Source organism: Sporichthya polymorpha DSM 43042 (assembly GCF_000384115.1).
Classification (GTDB): domain Bacteria; phylum Actinomycetota; class Actinomycetes; order Sporichthyales; family Sporichthyaceae; genus Sporichthya; species Sporichthya polymorpha.
The window spans coordinates 3,108,473-3,132,379 of sequence record NZ_KB913029.1 but is presented as its reverse complement, the minus strand read 5'-3'; the positions used below and the strand labels follow the sequence as shown (position 1 = coordinate 3,132,379).

Below are 23,907 nucleotides of genomic sequence, written 5' to 3'. Positions count from 1 at the left end.
CGGGTGTCGCCGCAATTGTCGCCGACCGGGACGGATTTCCGCGATGAGCGTGCCCTTCGGATTCGGAATGCCGGGCGGCGGGGACGACGACCCCGGCAAGAACCTGGGCCCCGACAACCCCTTCGCCGCCCTGTTCAGCGGCGACCCCAACGCGCTCGGCGCGATGTTCACCCAGCTCGGCCAGATGCTGTCCTACAGCGGCGGCCCGGTGAACTGGGACCTCGCCAAGGACGTCGCCCGCAAGACCGTGGCGGCCGCCGGCGGCGACCGCTCGATGGGCGCCGGTGAGCGCGCCGAGGTCGACGAGGCGATCCGCCTGGCCGAGCTCTGGCTGGACCCGCTGACCGTCATGCCGGCCGGCGCGAACGCGTCCCTGGCCTGGAGCCGCGCGGAGTGGATCGAGCACACGCTCCCCGTGTGGAAGCAGCTCGTCGAGCCGGTCGCCGCCCGGGTGGTCGAGGCGATGGGCGGCGCGCTGCCGGGCCAGCTGCCCGAGGAGATGCGTGACGCCGCCGCCCCGCTGATGGGGATGATGAAGCAGATGGGCGGCGCGATGTTCGGTGCCCAGGTCGGCCAGGCGCTCGGGACGCTCGCCGGCGAGGTGTTCGGCGCGACCGACGTCGGCCTGCCCCTCGGCCCGCCCGCGCGGGCCGCGCTCGTCCCGGTGAACGTGGCCGCCTTCGGGCAGGGCCTCGGCGTCCCGGGCGACCAGGTCCGCCTGTTCCTCTCCCTGCGCGAGGCGGCCCACCAGCGCCTGTTCGCCCACGTGCCGTGGCTGCGCGCGCACGTCCTCGACGCCGTCGAGTCCTACGCCCGCGGCATCTCGGTGCAGATGGACAAGCTCGAGGAGATCGTCTCCGGTCTCGACCCGACGAACCCCGAAGCCATCGGCCAGGCGTTCAACGAGGGCATGTTCACCCCGGAGAACACCCCCGCGCAGCGAGCCGCGCTCACGCGCCTGGAGACGATTCTCGCGCTCGTGGAGGGCTGGGTCGACGAGGTCGCCGGCGCCGCCGCGGCCGAGCACCTCGCCGCCGCACCGCAGCTGCGCGAGGCCGTCCGCCGCCGCCGCGCGACCGGCGGCCCGGCGGAGCAGACCTTCGGCACGCTGATCGGCCTCGAGCTCCGCCCACGCCGGTTCCGCGAGGCCGCCGAGCTCTGGCGGCGCCTGACCGAGGCGCGCGGCGTCGACGGCCGCGACGCGCTCTGGGTGCACCCGGACCTGCTGCCCACCGCCGACGACCTCGACCATCCCGCGGCGTTCGTGGAGGCCGGGCAGATCGCCGGTGGCAGCGACCTCGACATCTCGAGCCTGCTCGACGGCAGCCTCGGCGAAGCCCCGCCGGAGCAGCCCCCGCCGGGTTCCGGGCCGAGGGACGCCGAGGGCGACGACAACCCCGAGAAGTGAGCCTGCATGCCGACGCCGTCAGGGTTCTGACGGCGTATCAGCCCGCGGACGAGCACCAGCAGGAGCTCCGTGCGTCGTTCCTGACGTTCCTCGGCGCGAACGCCGACGCGATGACCCGCGAGTGCCGGCCGGCGCACCTGACCGGCAGCGCGATCATCGTCGACGCGGCCGGCGAGCGGGTGCTGCTCGCCTTTCACGGGAAAGCCCACATGTGGCTGCAGATGGGCGGGCACTGCGAGCCCGGCGACCGCGCGCTCGCCGACGTCGCGCTGCGGGAGGCCCGCGAGGAGTCGGGCATCGCGACCCTGACGCTCCTCCCCGACCCCGTCCTGCTCGACCGGCACGCGGCGCCCTGCTCGCCGTACGTCGAGCACCACCTCGACGTCATGTACGTCGCGATCGCGCCGCCCGACGCCGTCGAGCAGGTCAGCCCGGAGTCCATCCGGCTGGGCTGGTTCGCCCCGGACGAGATCCCCGAACCCACCGACGACGCGGTACGCCGCCTCGCCCGGGCCGGGACCGCCCGCGTCCGCGCCGAGCTCGCCGGCCGGTGAGCGGCGCCTCCTCCTCCGGCTCGGGCGGGCTGGGGCTGGGTCGGATCCCGGCCGTCCTCGAGGACGACGCGCCGGTGACGGTCCGCCAGCACGCCGTGCTCGGCGTCGGGGTGTTCCTGACGCTCGTCATCGGCGCCCTGGCGGTCACGGTGCTCGCCGACCCCGGCGAGTCCGGCGGCACCGACAACGCGTTCACCGACCGCTGGGTGTTCGGCGCGATCGTCGTACCCGCGGCCTACGGCATCCGCCGCTACCTGTTCCGCCCCCGGATCGTCGTCGACGCCGCCGGCGTCCGGTTCGACAACGCGTTCTCCTCGGTCGCGCTGCCGTGGGAGGACGTCGCCGACGCCCGGGGCCGCGGCTTCGTCGAGGTCGTCGGCACCGACGGCGACTGCGCCCGCGCGCTGCTCTACGGCCCCACCTTCGCCGGGCCTCTGACCCGCGAGGAACGGCCCGCCGCGTTGGTCGCCCTGATCCGGGCCGAGGCCGCGCGCCGCAACGGCCGCGACCCGCTCCCCGAGGACTACGCCGCGACCCCGCTGGTCTCCGACCTCGCCGCCGACGCCGAGGACCGACCGGTCCCCGACCCGGTCATCCACCCGCGCCCGAGCTACGGGGTGCCGGAGGCGGTCACCTACCTGGTGCTCTGGACGGCGGCCTGTGCCGTCGCCGCGGCGCTGGCCTGAGCGGCCGCGGAGACCCTGGGGTCACGCCTCGGGGGCGTCGGAGGACTCGGACAGGTCCAGCCCGGCGGCGGAGGAGACGCCGTCCAGGTAGCCCCGGGCCCGCTCGGTGCGCGGGTAGGGCTCCAGCAGCTTCCAGAACGCGGCGCTGTGGTCGGGTACGAGCAGGTGCGCGAGCTCGTGCAGCAGCACGTAGTCGACGACGTACCGGGGCATTCCCTGCAGCCGGGTGGAGAGGCGGATCGTCGCGTCGATCGGGGTGCACGAGCCCCAGCGGTTGACCTGGTTGTCGGCCCAGCGCACCGAGGTCGGCACGGCCGCACCGCCCAGGTAGCGGTTGGAGAGCTCGCGGGCCCGGGTCATCAGCTCGGCGTCGCTGGGGCGTCCCCGGGCCTCCTGGGCCTGCAGGCGGGCCAGCATCGTCTCGACCCAGTAGCGCTCGTCGGCGCGGCTCATGCGGGCGGGGATCAGCACCACCGTCCGGCCGTCCTCGCGGTAGGCGGAGACGGTGCTGCGCCGGCGCGTGCTGCGACGGACTTCGACCTGGTCGAAGGCGACCTCGTCCGACGCCCCGGCGCGCCGACGCGAGGTCATGCCCGAACCCCACGAGTCACACTCAGGACGCTACCGGCCCCGCCCACCGGTCCGCGGGAGGACGACACGCTCGTGACCAGAAATCCACACCCTCATGACCCGGAACCGCCCTGCTCAGCGGCGCGCGCCCTCGAACCTGGGAGGGTTTCCCACAAAGTTGTCCACAACCCGGTCGGGCGCAGCTCCAGGCCCGGCTGAGCGTGGCGAATCTCGCGCGGGATGCCCCGGTTTGTCACGATTTGGGCGTTTTTACGGGACCCGCCGTGTGTCGCCACGGCCCCAACTGGCGTCCGCAGGCTCCGACGGGCACTAGTGTGTGCCGTCGTCGCGCGGGGCAGCACGCCGACAACCGCCCGACGCGACCGGCTGGTGCCGGTCGACCAAACCCGAGGGAGAAGAGATGGCCGAGACCTACACCGGCGAGGCGTACTGCGTGAAGTGCAAGGAGAAGCGCGACTTCACCGGCGAGGTGAAGGTCAGCGACTCGGGCCGCCGCATGGCGCAGGGCATCTGCAAGGTGTGCGGCACCAAGCTGAACCGCATTCTCGGCAAGGCCTGAGTCCCGCCCGGATCCACCGTTCCACCCCCGGCCCGGGTCGCGAACCCGGCCGGTTGTCCACAGCCTGGCCCCGCGCTCCGGCGCGGAGGCCGAGGCTGCGGCAGGCTTCCCTCCGGACCCGTCAGGTCCGGGAGGGAGGGGCCGTGCCCACGCCACCGCCGATGCGTCGCCCCAAGCTGAAAGCCGGTCTGAGCCGGCTCCGCCGCGGCCCCGCGACCGTCCAGTTCGGCCTGGACCCGGATCGCGCGGTGCTCGTCAGCGGCATCGACGCTCCGCTGGACGACTTCCTGGACCGGCTCGACGGCACGGTCCACCCCGCCGAGCTCGCGCGGTGCCTGGACATTCCCGCCGCCCGCGTCCGGCGTCTGCTGGCCGAACTCGCGGCCGCGGACCTGCTGGAGGACGCGGCGGTCACCGCCGACGGCTGGTACCGCCTCCCCCTGACGTCCCGGGACCGCCTCACGCCGGACCTGGCCGCGGCGGCCCTCGCCCACCCCGGCCCCGACGCCGGCAAACGCGCGCTGTCCCGCCGCCTGGCCGCCGCCGTCGAGGTCCGCGGCGGCGGGCGGGTCGGCGCGACGACCGCCGCCCTGCTCGCGGCGGCCGGGGTCGGCCACGTCCACGTCGTCGACGAGACCGTCACGACCCCGGCCGACCTCGCGCCCGGCGGGCTCCGGCGCGCCGAGCTCGGGCAGTGCCGCGGCCCGGCCGCCACGGCCGTCGCCGGCGAGTTCGCGGCCCGGCCCTGGGCCAACGCCGCTCCCCCGACCCTGGTGATCCTGGCCGACCGGCTCCCGGGGCTCGGGGACGCCGACGACCTCGTCCGGGCCGGGACGCCGCACCTGGTGGCCGCACTGCGCGAGGCCGAGGGGGTCGTGGGCCCCCTGGTCGTCCCGTTCCGCAGCTCGTGCCTGCACTGCCACCACCTGATCCGCAGCGACCGGGACCGGGCCTGGCCCCATCTCGCGGCCCAGGTCGCTGCGGCCGAGCCCACGGCCGGCCCACGCCCGGCCGACGTGGTCCTCGCCACGCTGGTGGCCGCGCAGGCGGCCCTGGAGGCCCTGTCCTACCTCGACACCGGCTCCGCCGACACCGTCGACGGCACGCTGCATCTACGCCTGCCGGGCGGGTCCCGGCGTCGCCGCAGCTGGCGCCGCCACCCCGCCTGCGGCTGCGCCTGGGCCGAGCGGACGGCGGGTTGAGCGGTGGGTTGAGCGATGGTTGAGCGGTGGGTCGAGCGGTGGGTTGAGACGGGCGCCGCAGCCCAGATGGCTCCGCGCGCGGCCGAGATTCGCGACAATGGCGGGGTGAGTGACGCGCCCCGAGGACCTGCCGACATCCCGATCCGGGCCGTGACCCGGGGCGCCAAACTGGCCGCGTTGCCCCTGGGCATGGCCGGCCGGGCGACCCTCGGGATCGGCAAACGGATCGGCGGCAAGCCCGCCGAGATCGTCACCGCGGAGATTCAGCAGCGCACCGCCGAGCAGATCTTCAAGACGCTCGGCGAGCTCAAGGGCGGGGCCATGAAGTTCGGCCAGGCCCTGTCGGTGTTCGAGGCCGCGCTGCCCGAACCGGTGATCGCCCCCTACCGCGCCACGCTGGTCAAGCTGCAGGAGGCGGCCCCGCCGCTGCCCGCCCGCGTCGTCCACGACGTCCTCCGGACCAACCTGGGCCCGGACTGGCAGGACCTGTTCACCGAGTTCGACGCCAGGGCCGTCGCCGCGGCGAGCGTCGGGCAGGTGCACCGCGCGACCTGGTCGGACGGCCGGGACGTCGCGGTCAAGATCCAGTACCCCGGCGCCGGGGAGGCCCTGCTCGGCGACCTGAACCAGATCAGCCGCCTCGCCCGTCTGTTCGGCTCGATGGTGCCCGGCCTGGACATCAAGGCCCTCATGGTCGAGCTCAAGGAGCGCGTCGCCGAGGAACTCGACTACGCCCTCGAGGCCGACTCCCAGCGCGCCTTCGCCGCCGCCTTCGCCGACGACCCGGACTTCTGCGTCCCGCAGGTCGTCCACCAGGCCGGGAACGTGATCGTCACCGAGTGGATCGACGGCACGCCGCTGTCGAAGGTGATCGCCGAGGGCGACCAGGAGACCCGCAACCGGGCCGGCGTGCTCTACCACCGCTTCCACCTGTCGAGCCCGACGCGCGTCGGCAAGCTGCACGCGGACCCGCACCCGGGCAACTTCCGGATCCTGCCCGACGGGCGACTCGGCGTCCTCGACTTCGGCGCCGTCAACCACCTGCCCGAGGGCGTCCCGCCGGTGATCGGCGTACTGCTGCAGCAGGCCCTGCGCGGCGAGGCGAAGGCGGTCGTGGACGGTCTCCGCGCCGAGGGCTTCCTCAAGCCGACGATCGACCTCGACCCCGACCGGGCCCTGGCCTACCTGCTGCCGTTCCTGGAGCCGGTGACCGTGCCGGAGTTCCAGTTCAGCCGGGCCTGGCTGCGCGCTCAGGGCCAGCGCATCGGCGACCCCCGCTCCCCCAACTACTCCACCGGCCTGCAGTTCAACCTGCCGCCGCGGTACCTGCTGCTCCACCGGGTCTGGCTCGGCTCGATCGGTGTCCTGTGCCAGCTCGAGGCCTCCGGCCCGTGGCGCGAGGAGCTCGCCGCGTGGCTCCCCGGAGCCGACGGGCTCACCGACATCCCGTACCGCACACCCGAGGAGATCGTCGGCGAGTAGCCGACACGCCCCGTCCCCCCAAACGGTGATGGCCCGTCACTCGGTCGCAGGATGCGATCGGGTGACGGGCCATCGTGTTGGCTCCGTGAGTTCGGGCCGGCCTAGGCGCCGGCCACGCGGGCGACCGCCAGTTCGGCGCGACGCTGTGCGCGGGCCGCGCGCCGCTGCAGCCGCTCCGCCCGGCGCTGACGCCGGACCGTGGCGAGCAGGCGCTCGTGCTCGGCCTCGCACAGGCGTACCCGCATGTGCTCACGAGCCAGGTCCTCATTGCTGAACATGACCAGGCACTCCACTTCCAACGGATCCCCTTGTGGGGGAAAGTCCATGTCTCCATAAGAACTGACGCCGCGTGAGGGTTACTCCCACGGATCAGGCTGCTGCGGAACTTCGAACCAAACGTCAGGCCACTCGCAGGCCATCGGCAGGCCATTTCGGTCACGCAGCGATCGGGTTCTTGCGCGGACGACCCCGGGGCCGCTTGCGCGGCACGACGACGCCCTGCACGAACAGCTCGCCGCCCCAGACGCCCCACGGCTCGGCGCGCTCCAGCGCTCCGGCGAGGCACGCCGAACGGATCGGGCAGTTCTGGCACAGCGACTTCGCGTACTCGACGTCGTCGGGCGACTCGGCGAAGAACAGCTCCGCGTCGAACGCGCGGCACGGGATCTTCTCGAGCAGCTCGGCCGGCGCCGAGTTCAGCGCTTCGGTCGGGCTCTGCGCGGTGGTGCACAACATTCGGGTCTCACCCCTTGTGAGGGAACTTGCTCGGGCTGGTGGCTCGGTGGTGGACGGGTGGCGGCGAAACAAAAAGGCCGCGGATCCCGGGTTTCGGGTTCCGCGGCCTGGAGAGTGCCGGTCGATGGTGCCTAGACCGGTGGTCCAAGGGTGCGGAAGCCCGAACGGGCGAAAACGTCCTTACGCAGGGCAGCGGCGACGCCAACCGTCGTCGGGAGAGCCGTCAGGAGGACAGACTTCTCCTGCGGAACGGAGGCCATCGGCGCGATGTGGACGCCCTGCACGCAGCCGTGCTCATAGGCCGACCAAGGACGCGCGACAGTGCCCGTCGCCGGTACGCCGATGACACCCAGCTGGGTCGTTCCGACGGTGTTCGTCATGTTCTCCACGGGGGTCACCTCCGTCCTGGCTCGGGCAGCCGCAGTCGATCCGCGGCGTAGCAGATGGTGGAAGGCTAGAGGTCGCGTACTTCCGGCCGCAAGCGATTTATTCGGCGTTCTTCTGCGGCGCGCGCAACAGTTCCTACCGACAAGGGTTCATTCCGCCGCAGAACTTGCACCGACGGGTTCGCCGGCACAGATGGCGAGCACGTCCGTGCCGTAGCGATCGAGCTTGGAGGCGCCGATCCCGGCAATGCGGCCGAGTGCCCGCAGGTCGCCCGGTTCGGCCTCCGCGATCGCCTGCAACGTCGCGTCGGTGAACACGCAGTACGCGGGCAGCGACGCCTCCCGCGCCCGGGCCAGCCGCCAGGCCTTGAGGCGTTCCAGCAGCTCCTCGTCGTAGTCCGAGGGGCAGTCCGTGCAGCGCCCGAGCTTGCGCGCGACGGCGTCGACCAGCGTCTTCCCGCAGACCCGGCACGAGGTCACGGCCTTGCCGCGGTCCCGCTTGGGCTTGGCCGGCCGCCGCGGGCCGGCCTCGACCGCGACCAGGCCGTCGAGGAACCGCGACGGGCGCCGGTTGCCCCGCCCGCCCGGTGTGCGGGCGGTGGCCCAGGACAGGAACAGCCGGTCGCGGGCCCGGGTCAGCCCGACGTAGAACAGCCGGCGCTCCTCGGCGACGGCCTCGTCGGTGTCGGCGTAGGTGATCGGCAGCATCCCCTCGACGAGCCCGACCAGGAAGACGGCGTCCCACTCCAGGCCCTTCGCGGCGTGCAGGGAGGCCAGCGTGACCCCCTCGACGACCGGCACGTGGGCGTCGGCGGCGCGGGTGTCGAGCTCGGTCACCAGCGTCGCGAGCGTCGCGCCCGGGTCCGCGACGGCCAGCTCCTCGGCGATGCGGACCAGCGCCGCCAGCGACTCGGCCCGCTCGGCCGCAGCACCACGGGCGCCGTCGGACGTGGTGGAGAGGCCCGCGCTGGCGAGGACGTCCCGGACGGTGTCGACGAGCCCGCGGCCGCCCTCCAGCTCGGTGTCGGTCCCGGCCGCGATCGAGCGGGCCGCCCCGCGCAGGCGGACGCGCGCCTCGCGAACCTCGGGCCGCTCGAAGAACTTCTCCCCGCCGCGCAGCAGGTACGGGACCCCGCGGTCGGCCAGCGCCTGCTCGTAGGCCAGGGACTGGCCGTTGGTGCGGAACAGCACCGCGATCTGGCTGGCCGGGACGCCCTCCTCCCGCAAGGCGGCGATCCGGTCGGCGACGGCGGCCGCCTCGGCCTCCTCGTCCGGGTACTCCGCCAACGTCGGCGCGACCCCGGCCGGGCGCTGGGCGCGCAGGTCGCCGGTCCGCGGCCCGTCGGCCGGGGTGGCCCCGACCAGGACCCGGTTCGCGAGGGCGATCACCTCGGGCGTCGAGCGGTAGTTCCGGGTCAGGCGGACGACCCGCGCGCCGGGGTGCTGCCGCGAGAACTGCAGCAGGTGGTCCGGGGTCGCCCCGGCGAAGGAGTAGATCGTCTGCGCCGGGTCGCCGACGACGCAGACCTCGTGGCGGTCGCCGAGCCAGAGGTCGAGCAGGCGCTGCTGCAGCGGGCTGACGTCCTGGTACTCGTCGACGACGAAGTGCCGGTACTGGCGGCGGACCTGCTCGGCGGCATCCGCGCTGTCGGCGAGCACGCCGACGGTCAGCAGGAGGATGTCCTCCATGTCGATGATCCCGCGGGACCGCTTGGTGTCCTCGTAGGCGCCGTAGAGCTCGGCCATCCCGGCCGGGTCCAGGCCCGCCGGCGGCGTCCGGCCGGCCGCCGCCGCGGCCCGGGCGTACTCGGCCGGGGCGATCTGGCTCACCTTGGCCCACTCGATCTCGGCCGCGAGGTCGCGCACCTCGGCCTGGCCGGGGCGCACCCCGACCCGGGACGCGGCCGCCGCGACCAGCGGGGCCTTCTTGGCCTCGATCGTCGGCAGCTCGCCGCCCACGACCATCGGCCAGAAGTACTGGAGCTGGCGCAGCGCGGCGGAGTGGAACGTCCGGGCCTGGACGCCGGCGGCGCCGAGCGCGCGCAGGCGCGTCCGCATCTCCCCCGCGGCGCGCGTGGTGAAGGTGACGGCGAGCACGCACTGCGGCGGGTACACCCCGGTCCGGACGCCGTGCGCGATGCGGTGCGTGATCGCGCGGGTCTTGCCGGTTCCGGCGCCGGCGAGGACGCAGACCGGGCCTTCGAGGGCCTCGGCGACCTCACGCTGTTCCGGGTCGAGCGCGTCCAGGATCTGCCTGTCCGACATCGTCACGAGCGGCCCCGAGCTGTCATACCGACATCCTCGCAGCCGCCGCTGACAGCGGTCGGGGTGTGCTCAGCCGCGACTCAGGCCCGACTCAGGCCCGGCCGAGCCCGAACAGGCTCTTCCAGGTCTGCAGCCCGACCTTGCCGTCGACGACGAGGCCCTTGCGGCGCTGGTACCGCTTCACGACGTCCTTCGTCTGGGTGCCGTAGTACCCGTCCCGGACGATCGGCCCGTACCCGAGGTCGTGCAGGCGGAGCTGGATGAACAGCGTGCGCTCGCGGTACTTGCGCCGCAGCGCGGTCGTGTACTGCGGGCCCTGGTAGAACAGGTGGTCGAGCTCGTCGGGCAGGTTCGGGCACTGCTTGCTGGTCCCGCCCCGCCAGACCTTCTTGACCTGCTTGGCCGGGCACTGCTTCCCGCTCTTGGTGTGCGCCGGAGCCGCCGGGGCCGCCGTCGCGGCCGGGAACTCCACCACCGCCCCGCCGAGCAGCGACAGTCCCAACGCCATCGCGGACATCCCCACCCGTGCGCGCATGAGTCTCCCCTTCCGACGCCCCTTCGGAGCCCCTTCGAAGCCCTGCCGGGCACCGTAGTGAGATGGGGCGGAAGAAGCGACGCCCCTGCGCTGTTTCAGCGACAGCGGCCCGGAACCCCGGACCGACAGCCCCGACGAGAGGTAGCCACGCCCGCCATGGCCGACTACGCCAGCCAGCTCGACCCCGACGTTCTTGTGATGTTCTCGACGCCGTGGTGCGGCTACTGCAAGCGCCTCAAGCTGCTGCTGGACTCCGACGGCATCCCGTTCGTCGAGGTCAACATCGAGGCCGACCCGGCCGCCGAGAAGTTCGTGGTCGAGGCCAACGGCGACGGCACCACCACCGTCCCGACCCTCCGCTTCCCCGACGGCTCCACCGCGGTCAACCCCACCTTCGCCCAGGTGAAGGACCGCCTCGCCCAGAGCGCCTGACCCGCCGCGCCCAGACCGCCTGACCCGCCGCGCCCAGACCGCCTGACCCGCCGCGCCGTCAAGAAAGGGTGACACCCCTTACTGCGGAGTAAGGGGTGTCACCCTTTCTTCACACGGGTCAGGTGCGCGAGCCGCCCCAGGAGTTGGACTTCGGCAGGGGCTCGCCGTACCAGCGCTCGATGAGCCAGCGGGCGATGGAGATCGAGCCGGGCATGAGGATCTCGCCCCGGCGGCCGGCTTCCAGCAGTTCGCCGCGGGAGAGCCAACGGGCCTCGGCGATCTCCTCCGGGTCGAGAGTGATGTCCGTCGACGAGGCGCGGGCGTGGAAGCCGAGCATCAGCGAGCTCGGGAACGGCCAGGGCTGCGAGGCCTGGTAGGTCACCTCGTCGACGACGACGCCGACCTCCTCCAGCACCTCGCGCCGGACGGCCTGCTCGAGGGACTCCCCCGGCTCGACGAAGCCGGCGAGGGTGGAGAAGCGGCCCTCCGGCCACACGGGTGCGCGCCCGAGGAGCGCACGGTCGTCGTCGTCGACGACGAGCATGATCACCGCCGGGTCGCTACGCGGGAACTGCTGCATCCCGCAGTCCGGGCACCGGCGGACGTGGCCGGCCGCCGTCGACTCCGTCCGCGCCCCGCAGTTCGGGCAGAACTGGTGCCGGGCGTGCCAGTTCGCGAGCCCGACGGCGTGCACGAACAACCCGGACGCCGCGGCGGACAGCCGGGAGGAGATCTCGCGCAGATGCGTGACCCGCTGCTCCTCGCCGTTCGCGACCAGCTCGCGGTCGACCGCGAAGTACGGAACCCCGGCGTCGTCGAAGCCGAGAAAGAACCGCCCGTCCGGGGCCACGTCCTCGAGCTGACTCGACGTCAGGTAGACGAGGTCGCTGCCGTCGGCGAGAAGCAGGCTGGCGGAGTCGCGGACCACCAGGACGCGCGCCCGCGGGTCGGACCATGCCGCGTCGAGGGCCTTCGGATCCAGCCGCAGGTGCGCCGACCGGTCGTGGGTGGCCCGGGACAGCCGCAGCTCGTTCATAATCCGACCCTACGGATCCGCGCGCGTCAGGGAACGGCCGCCCACGCCGGACCGGCGAGGATCTCCTCGAGCTCGACGCGCCCGGGCAGCTCCGGCCGGACGACCTTGCCCGAGCGGACGTACAGGAACGCCGCCGACACCTCCTCCGGCTCGACCCCGGCGATCTCGGCCCAGGCGAGGCGGTAGATCGCGAGCTGGAGCGGGTCGGCCGTGGCCGACTTCGAGGTCTTCCAGTCGACGACCTCGTAGCCGTCGAGCATCTCGTAGACCGCGTCGATCCGCCCCCGGACCACGCGCCCGGCGATCGCGAGCGCGAACGGGGCCTCGATCCGGTACGGGCGCTGATCGGCATACGGGCCGCGCAGGAACGCCTTCTGCAGGGCGGCCAGGTCGGCGTCGTCGAGCGCGGCGTCCGCGGCGCCGGGGAGGTCGTCGGGTTCCAGCAGCGGCTGCTGGCCGAACAGGGCCTCGACCCAGCCGTGGAAGCGCGTCCCCCGGCGCGCGGCGGGCGCGGGCCGGCGCGGCATCGGCCGGGCGAGCTCGCGGGCCAGGGCGTCGGGGTCGGTCGCGAGCGTGAGGACCTGCGACGCGGACAGCGACGCCGGCAGCTCCACCTCGCGCACGGTCGACCGCGTCCGGGCGAGCTCGGTCAGCAGCAGGTCGAGATCGCGGTCCCAACCCGCGGCCAGCTCGGCCTCCGCCGGGGACAGCCCGTCGGGCACCACGGTGCGGCGGTCCGGGTCGCGCAACGCGGCGCGGACCAGCTTCGCGCCGGCGCGACGCCGGGCCAGCGCGTCCTCGTTCAGCGGCGCCGGCCACGGGTACTCGACGACGATGCCGCGCTGCGGGTTCTCCGCCCCCGGCTCGGGCTCGTCGGCCCACGGGCCGCCGGGGTCCAGCCCGCGCTCGGCGGCGAAGGCCCGCGCGGCGAGCAGGTACTCCGACGGGCCGCGCGGCTTCTTCTGCGTCGGCCCCCACCAGTGCGCGGAGGCGACGAGCCGCCGCCGCGGGCGGGTGAAGGCGACGTAGCCGAGGCGGCGTTCTTCGAGCTGCGCCTGCTCGCGGACGGCCTTCTCGAACGTGTCGATGCCCTTGCTGGTCAGCTCGGGCGGCGAGGGCAGGGAGTCGCGGTCGCCGCGCAGGGCGTAGGGCAGCGAGTCGCCGCGGCTGGTCCACTTCGCCCGGCCCTGGTTCGACGGGAAGACCGTGCGGGTCAGGTCGGGCAGGACGACGACGTCCCACTCCAGGCCCTTGGACTTGTGGGCGGTCATCAGCTTGACCGAGTTCGCCGAGCCCGGCGTCGCGGAGTCCAGCCCGCGCTCGTGCTCCTCCGCCGCGCGCAGGTAGGCGAGGAACGCCGAGACCGAGGAGTCGCCGTCGAGGTCGCTGAACGCCGCGGCGACGTCGAGGAAGGCGGCGAGCGACTCGCGCCGCCGGGTCGCCACCGCGTGCGGTCCGGCGGCGATCTCGACGTCGAGGCCGGTCACGGCGAGCACGCGGTGCAGCAGGTCGACCAGCGGCTCGCCGACGTGGCGGCGGAGCTCACCGATCTCGGCGTCGAGCGCCGCGAACCGGGCCAGCGCGGCGTCGGAGTAGCCGAGGTCGCCGGGCCAGGCCATCGCGTCGGAGAGCGAGACCAGTTCGGCCGGGTCGGTGATCGGTACGGCCGCTTCGAGCGGGGTGAGCGTGGAGTCACGTGGCACCGCGACCAGGTCGCGGGCCCGCCGGCCGAGCAGCGCGAGGTCGCGGGGGCCGATGCGCCAGCGCGGACCGGTGAGCAACCGGACGAGGGCCGCGTTCGCCGTCGCCTCGTCGAGCACCTCAAGGACGGCGACGACGTCGGCCACCTCGGGCAGGTGCACCAGACCGCCGAGACCGACGACCTCGACGGGGATGTCGCGCGCGACCAGCTCGCCGTGGACCGGCCCGATGTCGCGGGTCGCCCGCACCAGGACCGCGATCTCGCCGGGCTCGGTGCCTTCGGCGATCGCCGCGGCGACCTGGTCGCCCACCCAGCGGATCTCCTCCGGGTACGTGTCGAACAGCCCGGTGCGGATCTCGCCGCGTCCGAGGTTGTCGTCGCACGGGGTCAGCGCCTCGACGCCGGCGTGCAGCCTGCGCAACGGCTCCGCGAGGGTGTTCGCGAGGTCGAGGACGACCTGCCCGCTGCGCCGGTTCTCCCGCAGCGAGTAACGGCCGGCCTCGACTGACGGTCCATCAGGCCCGAACGCCGGGAAGTGCCGAGGGAAGTCCTCCAGGTTCGCCACCGAGGCCCCGCGCCAGCCGTAGATCGCCTGACAGGGGTCGCCGACGGCGGTGACCGGGTGGCCACCGCCGAACAGCCCGACCAGCATCCGCCGCTGGGCGACGGAGGTGTCCTGGTACTCGTCGAGCAGCACGACGCGGTAGCGCTCCCGCAGCGCTGCACCCACCGGCGGGCACTGCTCGGCCAGCCGCGCGGCCAGCGCCATCTGGTCGCCGAAGTCGACGAGGTCGCGCTCGGCCTTCTCGGCGCGGTACGCCTCGACCAGGTCGGCGAACTCCAGCCGGCGGCGGGCGGCGACGATCGCCTTCGCGACCGCGTTGGACGGGGTGTCGGCGCCCTTGACGGTCCGCAGCCGCTCGATCAGCTCACGGTCGTGCGCGCGGAGCTCGTCGAGGTCGACGAGGTGCTCGGAGCACTCCCCCTCGAGCGCAAGGAGGTCGACGACGAGGTCCGGCACCGACTTCTCCAGCGCCGGGAACGGCCCGCGGGCGCGGCAGATCACCCGCGCGGCGAGCTGGTAGCGCGAGGCGTCGGCGAGCAACTTCGCGTGCGGCTCGACGCCGAGGCGCAGCCCGTGCTCCTCGATCAGCTGGGCGGCGAAGGAGTGGTACGTGGAGACGGTCGGCTCGCCGGCGTCCTCACCCTGGGGCTCCGGCCCGCCGACGGGGGCGGAGATGCCGGCCTTCGTGAGCGCCGACCGGATGCGGACGTTCAGCTCGCCCGCGGCCTTGGTCGTGAACGTCAGGCCGAGCACGGCGTCCGGCGCGACCTGCCCGGTACCGACCAGCCACACGACCCGCGCGGCCATGACGGTGGTCTTGCCCGACCCGGCCCCGGCGACGATGACGCCCGGCTCGAGCGGGGCGACGATCGCCGCCCGCTGCTCGGCGTTGTACGGGACGCCCAGCAGCCGGATCAGGTCGTCGATGTCGCGGATCGGCGCGTTCACGGAATCACCTGCCGGCCCTCGGCCCGCCCGGAGCAGCAGCGGCGGTACTCGCACATGTCGCAGTCGTCCGACGGCCGGGGCGTGAACTGCTCCTCCCGCAGCCGCTGAGCCGCCTCGCCCAGCAGCTCCAACGCCCAGTTCGGGTTCTCCGCGTCGGCGCACGCGTCCTGCGCGTGAACCTTCGGCAGGCCCTTGGCGTTGACCTGACGGAGCATCACCAGCTCGGCGCCCCCGCACTCCTGCGAGACGCCGAGCTCGTCGAGGGCGCCGACGGCGACCGCCGCCTGGTAGGTGGCGAGCTGCGGGTGCGCGGCGATCTCCTCCTTGGTCGGCGAGCTCTTGGAGGTCTTGAAGTCCACGACCCGCGTGCGCCCGTCGGCGTCGCGCTCGATGCGGTCGAGCGACCCGCGCAGGTGCACGGTCTCGCCACCGGCGTCGAGGTGGATGTCGAACGGCACCTCGGCGCCGACCAGCTCCCGGTCCGGCCGCCCCGAGTGCCAGGCGAGGAACGCGCGCAGCGCCTCCCGCGCGGCCTCGCGCTGGACCGCGGACTGCCAGGACGCGTCGAACGTCAGCTCGGACCACACGGTGTCGAGCCGCTTCATCAGCGCGTCGAGGTCGTCGACGCCGGTCCGCGCGACCTCCTCGGCGAGGGCGTGCAGGACGTTGCCGAACGTCATGCGGATCGTCGGCGCGCTGTCGGCGGAGACCTCGCGCTGCAGGAACCACCGCAGCGGGCAGGAGGTCAGCCCCTGCACCGCGCTGGCGGAGAGCTTGAGCGGCTCGTCGAGCGGGCGCACCGGAACCTCGGCGTCGCTGGGATCGACCGTGCCCCACCAGCGTTCCGGGGCGGCGGACGGGACGAGCGGGCGGCCCGCGCCGTCGCGGGCGTCGGCGAGGGTGGCCAGCCTCCCGGCGGCGACCGCCCGCATCGCGTCGGACGTCGAGGGGTCCTCGAGCACCGCGCGGAGCGAGGCGACCAGCGCGGCCGGGGCGAGGGTCCGCGCCGGGCGGGTGCGCACCTCGCGGACCTCGACACCGAGCTCCCGCAGGAAGCGGGAGGGTCGGTCGCCGTCCTCGTCGGGGGCGTCGACGGCGGTGACGAGCAGGCGCTGCTTGGCGCGCGTCACCGCGACGTAGAACAGCCGGCGCTCCTCGGCCACCACGCTCGAGATGCTCGGCACCGGCGCCAGGCCGTCGGGTTCGAGGCGGTCGGCCGCCAGCAGCGAGCCGCGGCGGCGCAGGTCGGGCCAGAGCCCCTCCTGGACCCCGACGACGGCGACCAGCGGCCACTCCAGCCCCTTGGACCGGTGCGCGGTGAGGACGCGGACGGCGTCGGTCGTGCCGTCGGGCGAGCGCGGCGCCTCGCTCGGGATCTCCTGCGCCTCGATCTCGGCGAGGAAGTTCGCGACGCCGCGGCGGCCCGCCTTCTCCTCCGCCCGCGCGGCGAGGTCGAACAGGGCGCAGACCGCGTCGAGGTCACGGTCGGCGCGGCGGGCGGCGGCGCCGGTCCCGGCCGCGGAGCGGGCCAGGTCGTCCGGCCACGAGGTGCCGTCCCACAGCCGCCAGAGCGCCTCCTCCGCCGAGCCCCTGGCCGCGAGATCGGCCGCGACCTTCGCCAGCAGTTCCCCCAGCCGGCGGGCGGCACCGGCCGCCGCGGCGTCGGGGCCGACCAGCAGGCGCGGCACGGCCAGCGCGTCGCGGATCAGCTCGGCCGACGGGGCGAGCTCCTCGCCGGTGAGTCCGCCGGCGCGGGCCTCGGCGCGCAGGGCGCGCCCGAGCCGGCGCAGGTCCGCGGGGTCGATCCCGCCGAGCGGCGAGAGCAGCAGTGTGCGTGCGACCTCCGGGGTGAGGACCTCCCGGAGCGGGCCGGGCAGCGCGGCGGTTTCGTCTGACGGAGGGTCAGCCGCCAGCGCTGACGCGACTTTCAGCGCCGTCAGCAACAGCGCGACCGCGGGCTCGGCCCGCAGCGCGATCTCGTCGCCCGCGACCTCCAGCGGCACGCCCGCGGCACCGAGCACCCGGCGCACGACCGGGATCGTGCGCGTTCCCGAGCGGACCAGCACGGCCATGTCGGACCAGGGCACGCCGTCGGCGAGGTGCGCACGGCGCAGGACGTCGGCGACGTGCTCGAGCTCCGCCCCCACGCTCGGGAACGTCAGGACGTCGAGGGCCGGGGCGGGGCCGGGGTCGAGCGACGGGCGAAGATCGCGGTGCGCGCGGGCCGCCGCGGCGGGCAGGCCGGCGAGCGGGAGCCGGCGCGCGACCTCGCGGCTGGCGGCCAACAGTTCCGGCACCGCGCGGCGGGAGGTCCGCAGGACCAGCGTGCGGGCGGGGGCGCCGGTGCGGTCGCAGAAGGCCTGCGGGAAGTCGAGGATCCCGCGGACGTCCGCGCCGCGGAACGCGTAGATCGACTGGTCCGGGTCGCCGAACACGACGAGGTCGCGGCCGTCCCCGGCCATCGCCTGCAGCAGGCGCACCTGGGCCGGGTCGCTGTCCTGGTACTCGTCGACGAACACCGCGTCGAAGCGGTCGCGCAGCTCGGCGCGCACCGACGGGGACTCCGCCAGCGCCACTGCCCGGCGCACGAGTTCGGTGTAGTCGAGCACGCCGCGGGCGTCGAGGACGTCGGCGTACTCGTCCGCGAACGCGGCGAGGGCTCGCCAGACCGCGGCGTCCTCACCGGCCGGCGACGGGGAAGCGTCGACGAGCTCGGCGACGCGGCGCAGATCGATCCCCCGTTCCCCGACGCGGGCCAGGACGTCCCGGACCTCCTCGGCGAGGCCGCGGGTGTCGAGGCAGCGCGCGATCGTCGCCGGCCACGGGCGTCCGTCCGCGACCGTGCCGCGAAGCAGCTCGCGCACGGCGACGTCCTGCTCGGTCGCGGACAGCAGCCGCAACGGGACGCCGGCGTCCTCCGGCGGCCGGTGCGCGGCGACCAGCGTGTGGCAGAACGCGTGGAACGTGACCGCCGCCGGGGTCGCGGTCGTGCGCCCGATGCGGCGGGCGATCCGGTCCCGCAGCTCCCCCGCGGCCTTGCGGCTGAACGTCAGGACGGCGATGCGCTCGAGGTCCGTCCCCGCCTCGACCCGGCGCGCGACCGCCTCGACCAGCGTCGTCGTCTTGCCCGTCCCGGGCCCGGCGAGCACGAGCAGCGGCCCTCCGCTGTGCTCGACGACCGCGCGCTGCGCCTCGTCCAGTCGGGGCACAACCACCGGCGGCGACGGCCGGCGTACGAGCCGGTACTCGACGCGCGGCGTCCGTCCCGACCCCTTGGTCCGCCCCGCTCTCACGGACCCATCACATCACCGACCGCCGACGGTCCGTCCGTCCCAGCGCGCGCGCCGCATGTCGACCTTGCCGTTGGGCAGGACCGGCGTCCCCTCCGCGCGCCAGGCGCGGCGCGCGGCGGCCTCCTTGCCGATCGGGGGCGACCCGTCGGCGCGCGGCACGCGCCACCACGGGACCCCGCCGCCGGAGTTCGACAACACCCGCCCCACCGAGCGCGGGCCGCCCCGGCCGACCAGCTCCGCGACCTCGCCGTAGGGCAGCACCTGGCCCGGTGGGATCGACTCGATCGCCGCGAGCACCGCCTCGACGTAGTCCTCCGTGAACAGCCGACCGCCCCGCGCGTCGTGCTCTCGCGGGGCGGTCGGCGTCATGTCAGGAGCATGTCACCAGCGGCTGGGCCGTCTCCCAGGGCTCGGGTTCAGGCGGTGGCGTCAGAGCTTGCCCGTGATGCCGGCGAGCGCCGGGAGGGCACCGGGGGCGAAGCCCTCCGTCCCGGTGGCGAGGCGCAGGCCTCGAATGTTCGAGTGCTGCTCGGCGTAGGCCAGGGCCTTCGCGAGGTCCGTGACGCCGTTGCTCGCCGGGAACGGCAGGAGCGCGAGCGTCGAGAGGATCCCGAACGCGCGGCCCTCGGAGTCGAGGAAGCCACTGCCCGAGTCACCGGGGACGCCCGGGGTCGCGGTGAAGATGGTGTGCGTCCAGCCGCCACCCTCCTCGCCGAGGATGAAGCCCTGTTTCGGCGAGAGCTGCGTCAGACCGCCGCGCAGCGGGGAGTTGCCGTAGCTGAACACGGCCTCCCCCGAGCCCATCGGCTCGGTCCGCACGCCCACCGGACCACCGAAGACCGGGATCGACGGGTTGACCTGACCGATCGCGCTCTTGGGGATCTGGATCAGTGCGAAGTCGTTGAAGGCGCAGGCGTTCGCGTCGGTCTCCTTGGCCTTCTGCATCGCGAGCCAGGAGTTGTAGACCATCTTTCCGCTGACGCCCGACTCGCCGAGCTTCACGGGCGTGCCGAGCGGAAGGCTCTCGGACTGGCAGCCGTCGGTCTCGTCCGGCGTGCCGGTGCCGGAGCAGTGCGCAGCCTGGCCGAGATAGGCGTTGCCGACCTTGTCCGTGAAGACGAAGTTGGACGTGCAGGAGGACGATTCGTCGGTGACCGTCTGGATGCCCGGATGGATCATCGAGACGTCGGCCGCCGGCCACGTCGGCACCGATTCGGCGCTGGCGCCCGGCGACTGCACGGCGACGGCGGCAGTGGCGGCCACCGCGGTCGCGAGCGCGCTCATCGCTACTCGTTTGAACGGGCTGGAGCTCATTGCGATTCTCCTTGGATTCACCCGGCGGGGATGAAGTGATTGCTACCCGGAAAACGGTTTGTCCCGATTGCGGGCTCGGTCACGTTACGAACCCTCCCTGTGCGGAAGCCATGAGCCTGCTAGGGGCTCGCCCTCATTCCCAGGGTGCCTTCGTTGTCGTGATCGACAAGCGCGGCTCCACGCACCTTTGCCCAATCCGGGGTCCGCATTGTGCCGCCACAGAAAAGCCCACCTGAGGGATCCTCAGGTGGGCTTTCCGTCTGTCCGGATTTGGCCGCCGGTGCGGCCGTTGGTCCGGAACTGGCGGTCAGTAGGACGGTTTGTCCGGCTCGATCTGGCTGACCCAGGCGACGACCCCGCCGCCGACGTGGACGGCGTCGTTGAAACCGGCGCGCTTCACCGCGGCGAGGGCCTCGGCCGACCGGCCGCCGGACTTGCAGTGCAGGACGATCTGCTTGTCGCGCGGGAGTTTCTCGAGTGCATTCCCGTTGAGGAATTCACCCTTCGGGATCAGCGTGGCACCCGGGATCGAGACAATCTCGAACTCGTTCGGCTCCCGGACGTCGATGAGCGCGAAGTCCTTGCCCGCGTCCATCCACTCCTTGAGTTCCCTGACCGAGATGGTCGAGTCCTTGACCGCGTCGGCGGCCTCGTCGGAAACCGCGCCGCAGAAGGCCTCGTAGTCGATGAGCTCGGTGATGTCCGGGGCGTTCGGGTCGCGGCGGACCTTGACCGTCCGGTACTCCATCTCGAGGGCGTCGTAGATCATCAGGCGGCCGACGAGGGGCTCCCCGATGCCGGTGATCAGCTTGATGGCCTCGTTCACCATGATCGAGCCGATCGAGGCGCACAAGACGCCGAGCACGCCACCCTCGGCGCAGCTCGGGACCATGCCGGGCGGCGGGGGCTCCGGGTACAGGTGGCGGTAGTTCGGGCCGTACTTGTCCCAGAACACCGAGGCCTGGCCCTCGAAGCGGTAGATCGAGCCCCAGACGTACGGCTTGCCGAGCAGGACGCAGGCGTCGTTGACCAGGTAGCGCGTCGCGAAGTTGTCGGTGCCGTCGAGGATCAGGTCGTAGTCGGCGAAGACCTCGAGCGCGTTGGTCGAGTCCAGCCGCAGCTCGTGCAGGATCACGTTGACGTACGGGTTGATCTCGGCGACCGACTCCTTGGCCGACTGGGCCTTGGACTTGCCGATGTCGGACTGGCCGTGGATGACCTGCCGCTGCAGGTTCGACTCGTCGACCACGTCGTCGTCGATGATCCCGAGCGTGCCGACCCCGGCCGCGGCCAGGTAGAGCAGCGCGGGCGAGCCCAGGCCGCCGGCGCCCACACAGAGCACCTTGGCGTTCTTCAGACGCTTCTGGCCGGCCATCCCGACGTCGGGAATGATCAGGTGGCGGCTGTAGCGGCGCACCTCGTCGACGGTCAGTTCGTCCGCGGGCTCGACGAGCGGGGGCAGGGACACGGCGTTCTCCGAAACTGTGTGAACGTGCTGGAACAGCGCTGGTAATCGCCCCAACCGTCCCACGCGCCGTGGAATTCCACCCAATCCGGGTGGCCCCGATCGCTCGTCAGGCGGACTTCCTGGCGGCGGCCTTCTTCGCGGGTGCCTTCTTCGCGGGCGCCTTCTTCGCGGGCGCCTTCTCCGCCGCCTGCTCGGCCGCCTTCTCCGTCGCCTTCTTGGCCGCGGGCGCCTTCTTGGCGGCCTTCTTCGCCGGGGCCTTCTTCTCCGCCGACTTCTCCGCCGACTTCTCCGTGGCGGGCGAGTCGCCGGCGGCGCGGCGCTCCTTCGCGCGGGCGACGGACTGGCGCAGGGCCTCCATGAGGTCGACGACCTCGGCGGCGGGCTCGGCGTCGGTGTCGACGGCGACGACCTCGCGGCCGGCGACCTTGGCGTCGACGACGGCGCGCAGGGCCGCGGCGTACTCGTCGGCGTACTGGGACGGGTCGTAGTCCGCGGTCAGGGTGTCGATGTACGCCTCGGCCATCTTGACCTCGGCGTCCTTGACGGAGACGTCCTCACCGGGCGCGAGCTTCCCGGCGTCGCGGATCTCCTCGGGCCACAGCATGAGCTGCAGCAGCAGGACGTCCCCGTAGGGCCGGATCGCGGCGAGCGACTCACGCGAGCGCAGCGCGACCTTCACGATCGCGACCTTGTCGGTGGACCGCAGGGCGTCCCGGAGCAGGACGTACGGCTTCTCCCCGAGGTGGTCGGCCTGCAGGTAGTAGCTCTTCGCAGTCGCGATCGGGTCGTACTGGTCGGCCGGGATGAACTGCAGCACCTCGACGGCCTTGGTGGAGGGCAGCGGGAGGGAGTCCATGTCCTCGTCGGTCAGGACGACCATCTCGCCGCCCCCGAGGTCGTAGCCCTTGGCGATGTCGCTGTAGGCCACCTCCTCGCCGTCGAGCTCACAGAAGCGCTTGTAACGGATGCGTCCGCCGTCGGCGGCGTGGACCTGCCGGAGCGAGACCCCGTGCTCCTCGGTCGCGGAGAACACGCGGACCGGGATCGAGACCAGCCCGAAGGAGATCGCGCCCTTCCAGATCGTCTGCGCCATGGCCTCGTCGCCTCGTCCGTCCCAGCTGTTTCAGCAGTCCCGTCGACCACTCTGGGGACTCACGGTACGCGCGCGCACCGACCCCGGGCTACGCCCGGCGCCCGCGGAGCCCGGGTCGTCAGCAGGACTGCCCGGAACGCTCGGCCCGAATCGCCGCGATCCGTTGCTTCGTCGCGGCCCAGTCCTTGGGCCGGAAGGAGTAGATCCGCTCGGACTCCGAGGCGGCGACGACGAACAGCCGGCGCAGGCCGACCCGGACGGTCTCGTCCTCGCCGGGCGAGTTCGCGGTGCTGCCGAACACCCGGTGGGTGACGCTGACCGGGCCGGACGTCGGCGCGATCCACTCCTCGACCAGGACCGTGACGTCGTAGTGGGCCCCGTCCGGCGCGGGCTGGACGGCGGTGATCGTGCCGGTGAAGATGCCCCGCGCGCAGGCGACCGCGTCCGCGAACTGCGGGGTCGCGGCCTGCCGCGCGGCGTCGTTGGCGGTCTTCGCGGCGGCCGGAGCCGGTGGGGCGTCGGCCGCCATCGGGGGCGGCGCCTGCTCCGCGGCCGCGACCCCGCCCGCCGATCCCGACGTCGTGCCCGGCACCGCGGCATTCGTCCCCGCGCCGGCGTCGTCGCTGAGGGCCTCGGCCTTCAGGTCGCCGCCCGGGTCCGCGGCGAACGCGTCGGCCGGGGCGGGGGCCGCCGGGGCGCCGGCGGCCCGGTCGGCGGCGGACTCGGGGACCCCGAGCGCCGTCGTGGAGTCGTTCGAGCCCGACCCGCCGGTGGAGTTCACGGCCAGCGGCACGCCGACACCCAGCACGACCACCAGCGAGGCGGCCGCGGCGAGCACGCGCGGGTTGAGCTTGGAGCGCCAGGAGCTCATCGCGACGACGGTCCCGCCCGCCGCGGCCGGGGGCAGGGGCGTCGCGGCGGGGGTCCCGCCCTCCTCCGCGGCGAGCGCACCACCGATCAGGCCCAGGGCGCGGGCGATCGAGTCGGTGTCGGCGCGCACGGCGGCGTCGGCCGGGGCCGTGCCCTCGATCCCGTCCAGGAGGCGATCCAGGGCGGCCGCGTACTCCTCCGGGTCCGGCTCGCGGTCCAGCCCGGGGCGCTGCTCACTCATGGTCGATCACCTCCGTCTCGCGCAGTCGGTCGCGCATCGCACTCACGGCCGCGTGCAGCCGGCTCTTCACGGTGCCCTCGGGGACGTCGAGCGCCCGGGCGATGTCCTTCACCGGCAGGTCCGCGTAGAACCGCAGCACGAGGACCTGCTTGTGCTGTTCCGGCAGGGCGTCGAGCCCCGCCGCGACCGCCATCGCCAGCACCCGGTCCTCGGGCGCCGGTTCCGGCGGGGACGTCCACCGGGCCGCGAGCCGCTCGCGCAGCCCGTCGTCCCGCTTCACCCCACGGTGCCAGTCGATCGCCACGCGTGAGGCCACCACGACCGCCCAGGCCACCGGGTCCCGGATGGGCTCCTGCCCCGGCCGGGCCGCCTGCTCGAGCAATCGCAGTCGTACCTGCTGGACGCCGTCGTCCAACTCGGACCTCGGCACCCCACCCAGGGCGAGGACCGCACGCACACGGCCCACACCCTCGGTCGGGAGCGGGTCGCCGCCCGGCGGCGGGCCGCCGGGCGCCTTCCCGCGACCGTTTCCGGTCACCGTT

At 73.7% G+C, this 23,907-nt stretch carries 22 protein-coding genes; 7 read left to right on the top strand and 15 right to left on the bottom strand.

What is annotated here, in order from left to right:
• The first annotated feature begins 43 nt into the window (after positions 1 to 43).
• From SPOPO_RS0115325 to SPOPO_RS0115315, 3 genes are read left to right on the top strand one after another with little or no spacing between them, the layout of a single operon-like run.
• Positions 44 to 1,408 carry a zinc-dependent metalloprotease gene (locus tag SPOPO_RS0115325; protein WP_019875742.1) on the top strand — a complete coding sequence of 455 codons (1,365 nt, stop codon included), beginning with the start codon at positions 44 to 46 and terminating at the stop codon, positions 1,406 to 1,408.
• Positions 1,405 to 1,962 (top strand): NUDIX hydrolase, encoded by a 558-nt coding sequence (locus SPOPO_RS0115320; protein WP_019875741.1) that lies wholly within the window; start codon positions 1,405 to 1,407, stop codon positions 1,960 to 1,962. The genes SPOPO_RS0115325 and SPOPO_RS0115320 overlap by 4 nt, the downstream gene beginning before the upstream one ends.
• Positions 1,959 to 2,648, top strand: a complete 690-nt coding sequence (locus SPOPO_RS0115315) for a PH domain-containing protein (RefSeq protein ID WP_019875740.1) — start codon at positions 1,959 to 1,961, stop codon at positions 2,646 to 2,648. The genes SPOPO_RS0115320 and SPOPO_RS0115315 overlap by 4 nt, the downstream gene beginning before the upstream one ends.
• Positions 2,649 to 2,669: 21 nt before the next feature.
• On the opposite strand, the gene SPOPO_RS0115310 is transcribed toward SPOPO_RS0115315, so the two are convergent.
• A complete protein-coding gene (locus SPOPO_RS0115310) occupies positions 2,670 to 3,239 on the bottom strand; it encodes a M48 metallopeptidase family protein (RefSeq protein ID WP_019875739.1) in 570 nt (189 codons plus the stop codon).
• Between the two features lie 400 nt (positions 3,240 to 3,639).
• Between SPOPO_RS0115310 and SPOPO_RS34855 the strand changes: the two genes are divergently transcribed.
• The 3 genes from SPOPO_RS34855 (at position 3,640) to SPOPO_RS0115295 (ending at position 6,482) form a co-directional block, all read left to right on the top strand.
• Positions 3,640 to 3,798, top strand: coding sequence for a DUF5679 domain-containing protein (locus SPOPO_RS34855; RefSeq protein ID WP_019875738.1), 159 nt, complete (start codon positions 3,640 to 3,642; stop codon positions 3,796 to 3,798).
• A 143-nt stretch (positions 3,799 to 3,941) separates the two neighbouring features.
• On the top strand, positions 3,942 to 5,000 hold the full coding sequence (locus SPOPO_RS0115300; protein WP_211210907.1) for a hypothetical protein: 1,059 nt from the start codon (positions 3,942 to 3,944) through the stop codon (positions 4,998 to 5,000).
• Between the two features lie 105 nt (positions 5,001 to 5,105).
• On the top strand, positions 5,106 to 6,482 hold the full coding sequence (locus SPOPO_RS0115295; protein WP_051098616.1) for an ABC1 kinase family protein: 1,377 nt from the start codon (positions 5,106 to 5,108) through the stop codon (positions 6,480 to 6,482).
• Positions 6,483 to 6,583: 101 nt separating this feature from the next.
• Here SPOPO_RS0115295 and SPOPO_RS34850 read toward each other — a convergent pair whose 3' ends face one another.
• The 5 genes from SPOPO_RS34850 to SPOPO_RS0115270 form a co-directional block, all read right to left on the bottom strand.
• Positions 6,584 to 6,760 (bottom strand): hypothetical protein, encoded by a 177-nt coding sequence (locus SPOPO_RS34850; RefSeq protein WP_169577202.1) that lies wholly within the window; start codon positions 6,758 to 6,760, stop codon positions 6,584 to 6,586.
• Between the two features lie 157 nt (positions 6,761 to 6,917).
• Complete coding sequence (locus SPOPO_RS0115285; RefSeq protein WP_019875734.1) at positions 6,918 to 7,217, bottom strand: WhiB family transcriptional regulator; 300 nt, start codon at positions 7,215 to 7,217, stop codon at positions 6,918 to 6,920.
• Positions 7,218 to 7,348: 131 nt separating this feature from the next.
• A complete protein-coding gene (locus SPOPO_RS0115280) occupies positions 7,349 to 7,606 on the bottom strand; it encodes a hypothetical protein (RefSeq protein WP_156869911.1) in 258 nt (85 codons plus the stop codon).
• Positions 7,607 to 7,753: 147 nt separating this feature from the next.
• Positions 7,754 to 9,868, bottom strand: coding sequence for an ATP-dependent DNA helicase UvrD2 (locus SPOPO_RS0115275; protein WP_051098614.1), 2,115 nt, complete (start codon positions 9,866 to 9,868; stop codon positions 7,754 to 7,756).
• A 91-nt stretch (positions 9,869 to 9,959) separates the two neighbouring features.
• Positions 9,960 to 10,403, bottom strand: coding sequence for a peptidoglycan-binding domain-containing protein (locus SPOPO_RS0115270; protein ID WP_084671147.1), 444 nt, complete (start codon positions 10,401 to 10,403; stop codon positions 9,960 to 9,962).
• A 156-nt stretch (positions 10,404 to 10,559) separates the two neighbouring features.
• Between SPOPO_RS0115270 and SPOPO_RS0115265 the strand changes: the two genes are divergently transcribed.
• Positions 10,560 to 10,835, top strand: a complete 276-nt coding sequence (locus tag SPOPO_RS0115265) for a glutaredoxin domain-containing protein (RefSeq protein WP_019875730.1) — start codon at positions 10,560 to 10,562, stop codon at positions 10,833 to 10,835.
• A gap of 118 nt (positions 10,836 to 10,953) precedes the next feature.
• Here the strand turns inward: SPOPO_RS0115265 and nudC are convergent, their stop codons facing one another.
• The 9 genes from nudC to SPOPO_RS0115220 form a co-directional block, all read right to left on the bottom strand.
• Positions 10,954 to 11,871: an NAD(+) diphosphatase gene (gene nudC, locus SPOPO_RS0115260; protein WP_019875729.1), complete on the bottom strand. Its 918-nt coding sequence runs from the start codon at positions 11,869 to 11,871 to the stop codon at positions 10,954 to 10,956.
• Positions 11,872 to 11,897: 26 nt separating this feature from the next.
• Positions 11,898 to 15,086, bottom strand: coding sequence for an ATP-dependent helicase (locus SPOPO_RS0115255; RefSeq protein ID WP_019875728.1), 3,189 nt, complete (start codon positions 15,084 to 15,086; stop codon positions 11,898 to 11,900).
• Positions 15,083 to 18,379: an ATP-dependent helicase gene (locus tag SPOPO_RS0115250; protein WP_156869909.1), complete on the bottom strand. Its 3,297-nt coding sequence runs from the start codon at positions 18,377 to 18,379 to the stop codon at positions 15,083 to 15,085. Before SPOPO_RS0115250 ends, SPOPO_RS0115255 begins: the two co-directional genes overlap by 4 nt.
• A 12-nt stretch (positions 18,380 to 18,391) precedes the next feature.
• Positions 18,392 to 18,748 carry an MGMT family protein gene (locus SPOPO_RS0115245; protein WP_019875726.1) on the bottom strand — a complete coding sequence of 119 codons (357 nt, stop codon included), beginning with the start codon at positions 18,746 to 18,748 and terminating at the stop codon, positions 18,392 to 18,394.
• 60 nt (positions 18,749 to 18,808) lie between these two features.
• On the bottom strand, positions 18,809 to 19,693 hold the full coding sequence (locus SPOPO_RS29790; protein ID WP_211210906.1) for a S1 family serine peptidase: 885 nt from the start codon (positions 19,691 to 19,693) through the stop codon (positions 18,809 to 18,811).
• Between the two features lie 307 nt (positions 19,694 to 20,000).
• The gene (gene moeZ, locus SPOPO_RS0115235; protein ID WP_019875724.1) at positions 20,001 to 21,161 is read right to left on the bottom strand and encodes an adenylyltransferase/sulfurtransferase MoeZ; all 1,161 of its coding nucleotides are present in this window, start codon (positions 21,159 to 21,161) and stop codon (positions 20,001 to 20,003) included.
• A gap of 106 nt (positions 21,162 to 21,267) precedes the next feature.
• Positions 21,268 to 22,254: a non-homologous end joining protein Ku gene (ku, locus tag SPOPO_RS0115230; protein WP_019875723.1), complete on the bottom strand. Its 987-nt coding sequence runs from the start codon at positions 22,252 to 22,254 to the stop codon at positions 21,268 to 21,270.
• A 118-nt stretch (positions 22,255 to 22,372) separates the two neighbouring features.
• A complete protein-coding gene (locus SPOPO_RS0115225; RefSeq protein WP_019875722.1) occupies positions 22,373 to 23,365 on the bottom strand; it encodes a hypothetical protein in 993 nt (330 codons plus the stop codon).
• Positions 23,358 to 23,903: an RNA polymerase sigma factor gene (locus SPOPO_RS0115220; RefSeq protein ID WP_019875721.1), complete on the bottom strand. Its 546-nt coding sequence runs from the start codon at positions 23,901 to 23,903 to the stop codon at positions 23,358 to 23,360. The genes SPOPO_RS0115225 and SPOPO_RS0115220 overlap by 8 nt, the downstream gene beginning before the upstream one ends.
• Positions 23,904 to 23,907 lie beyond the last annotated feature (4 nt).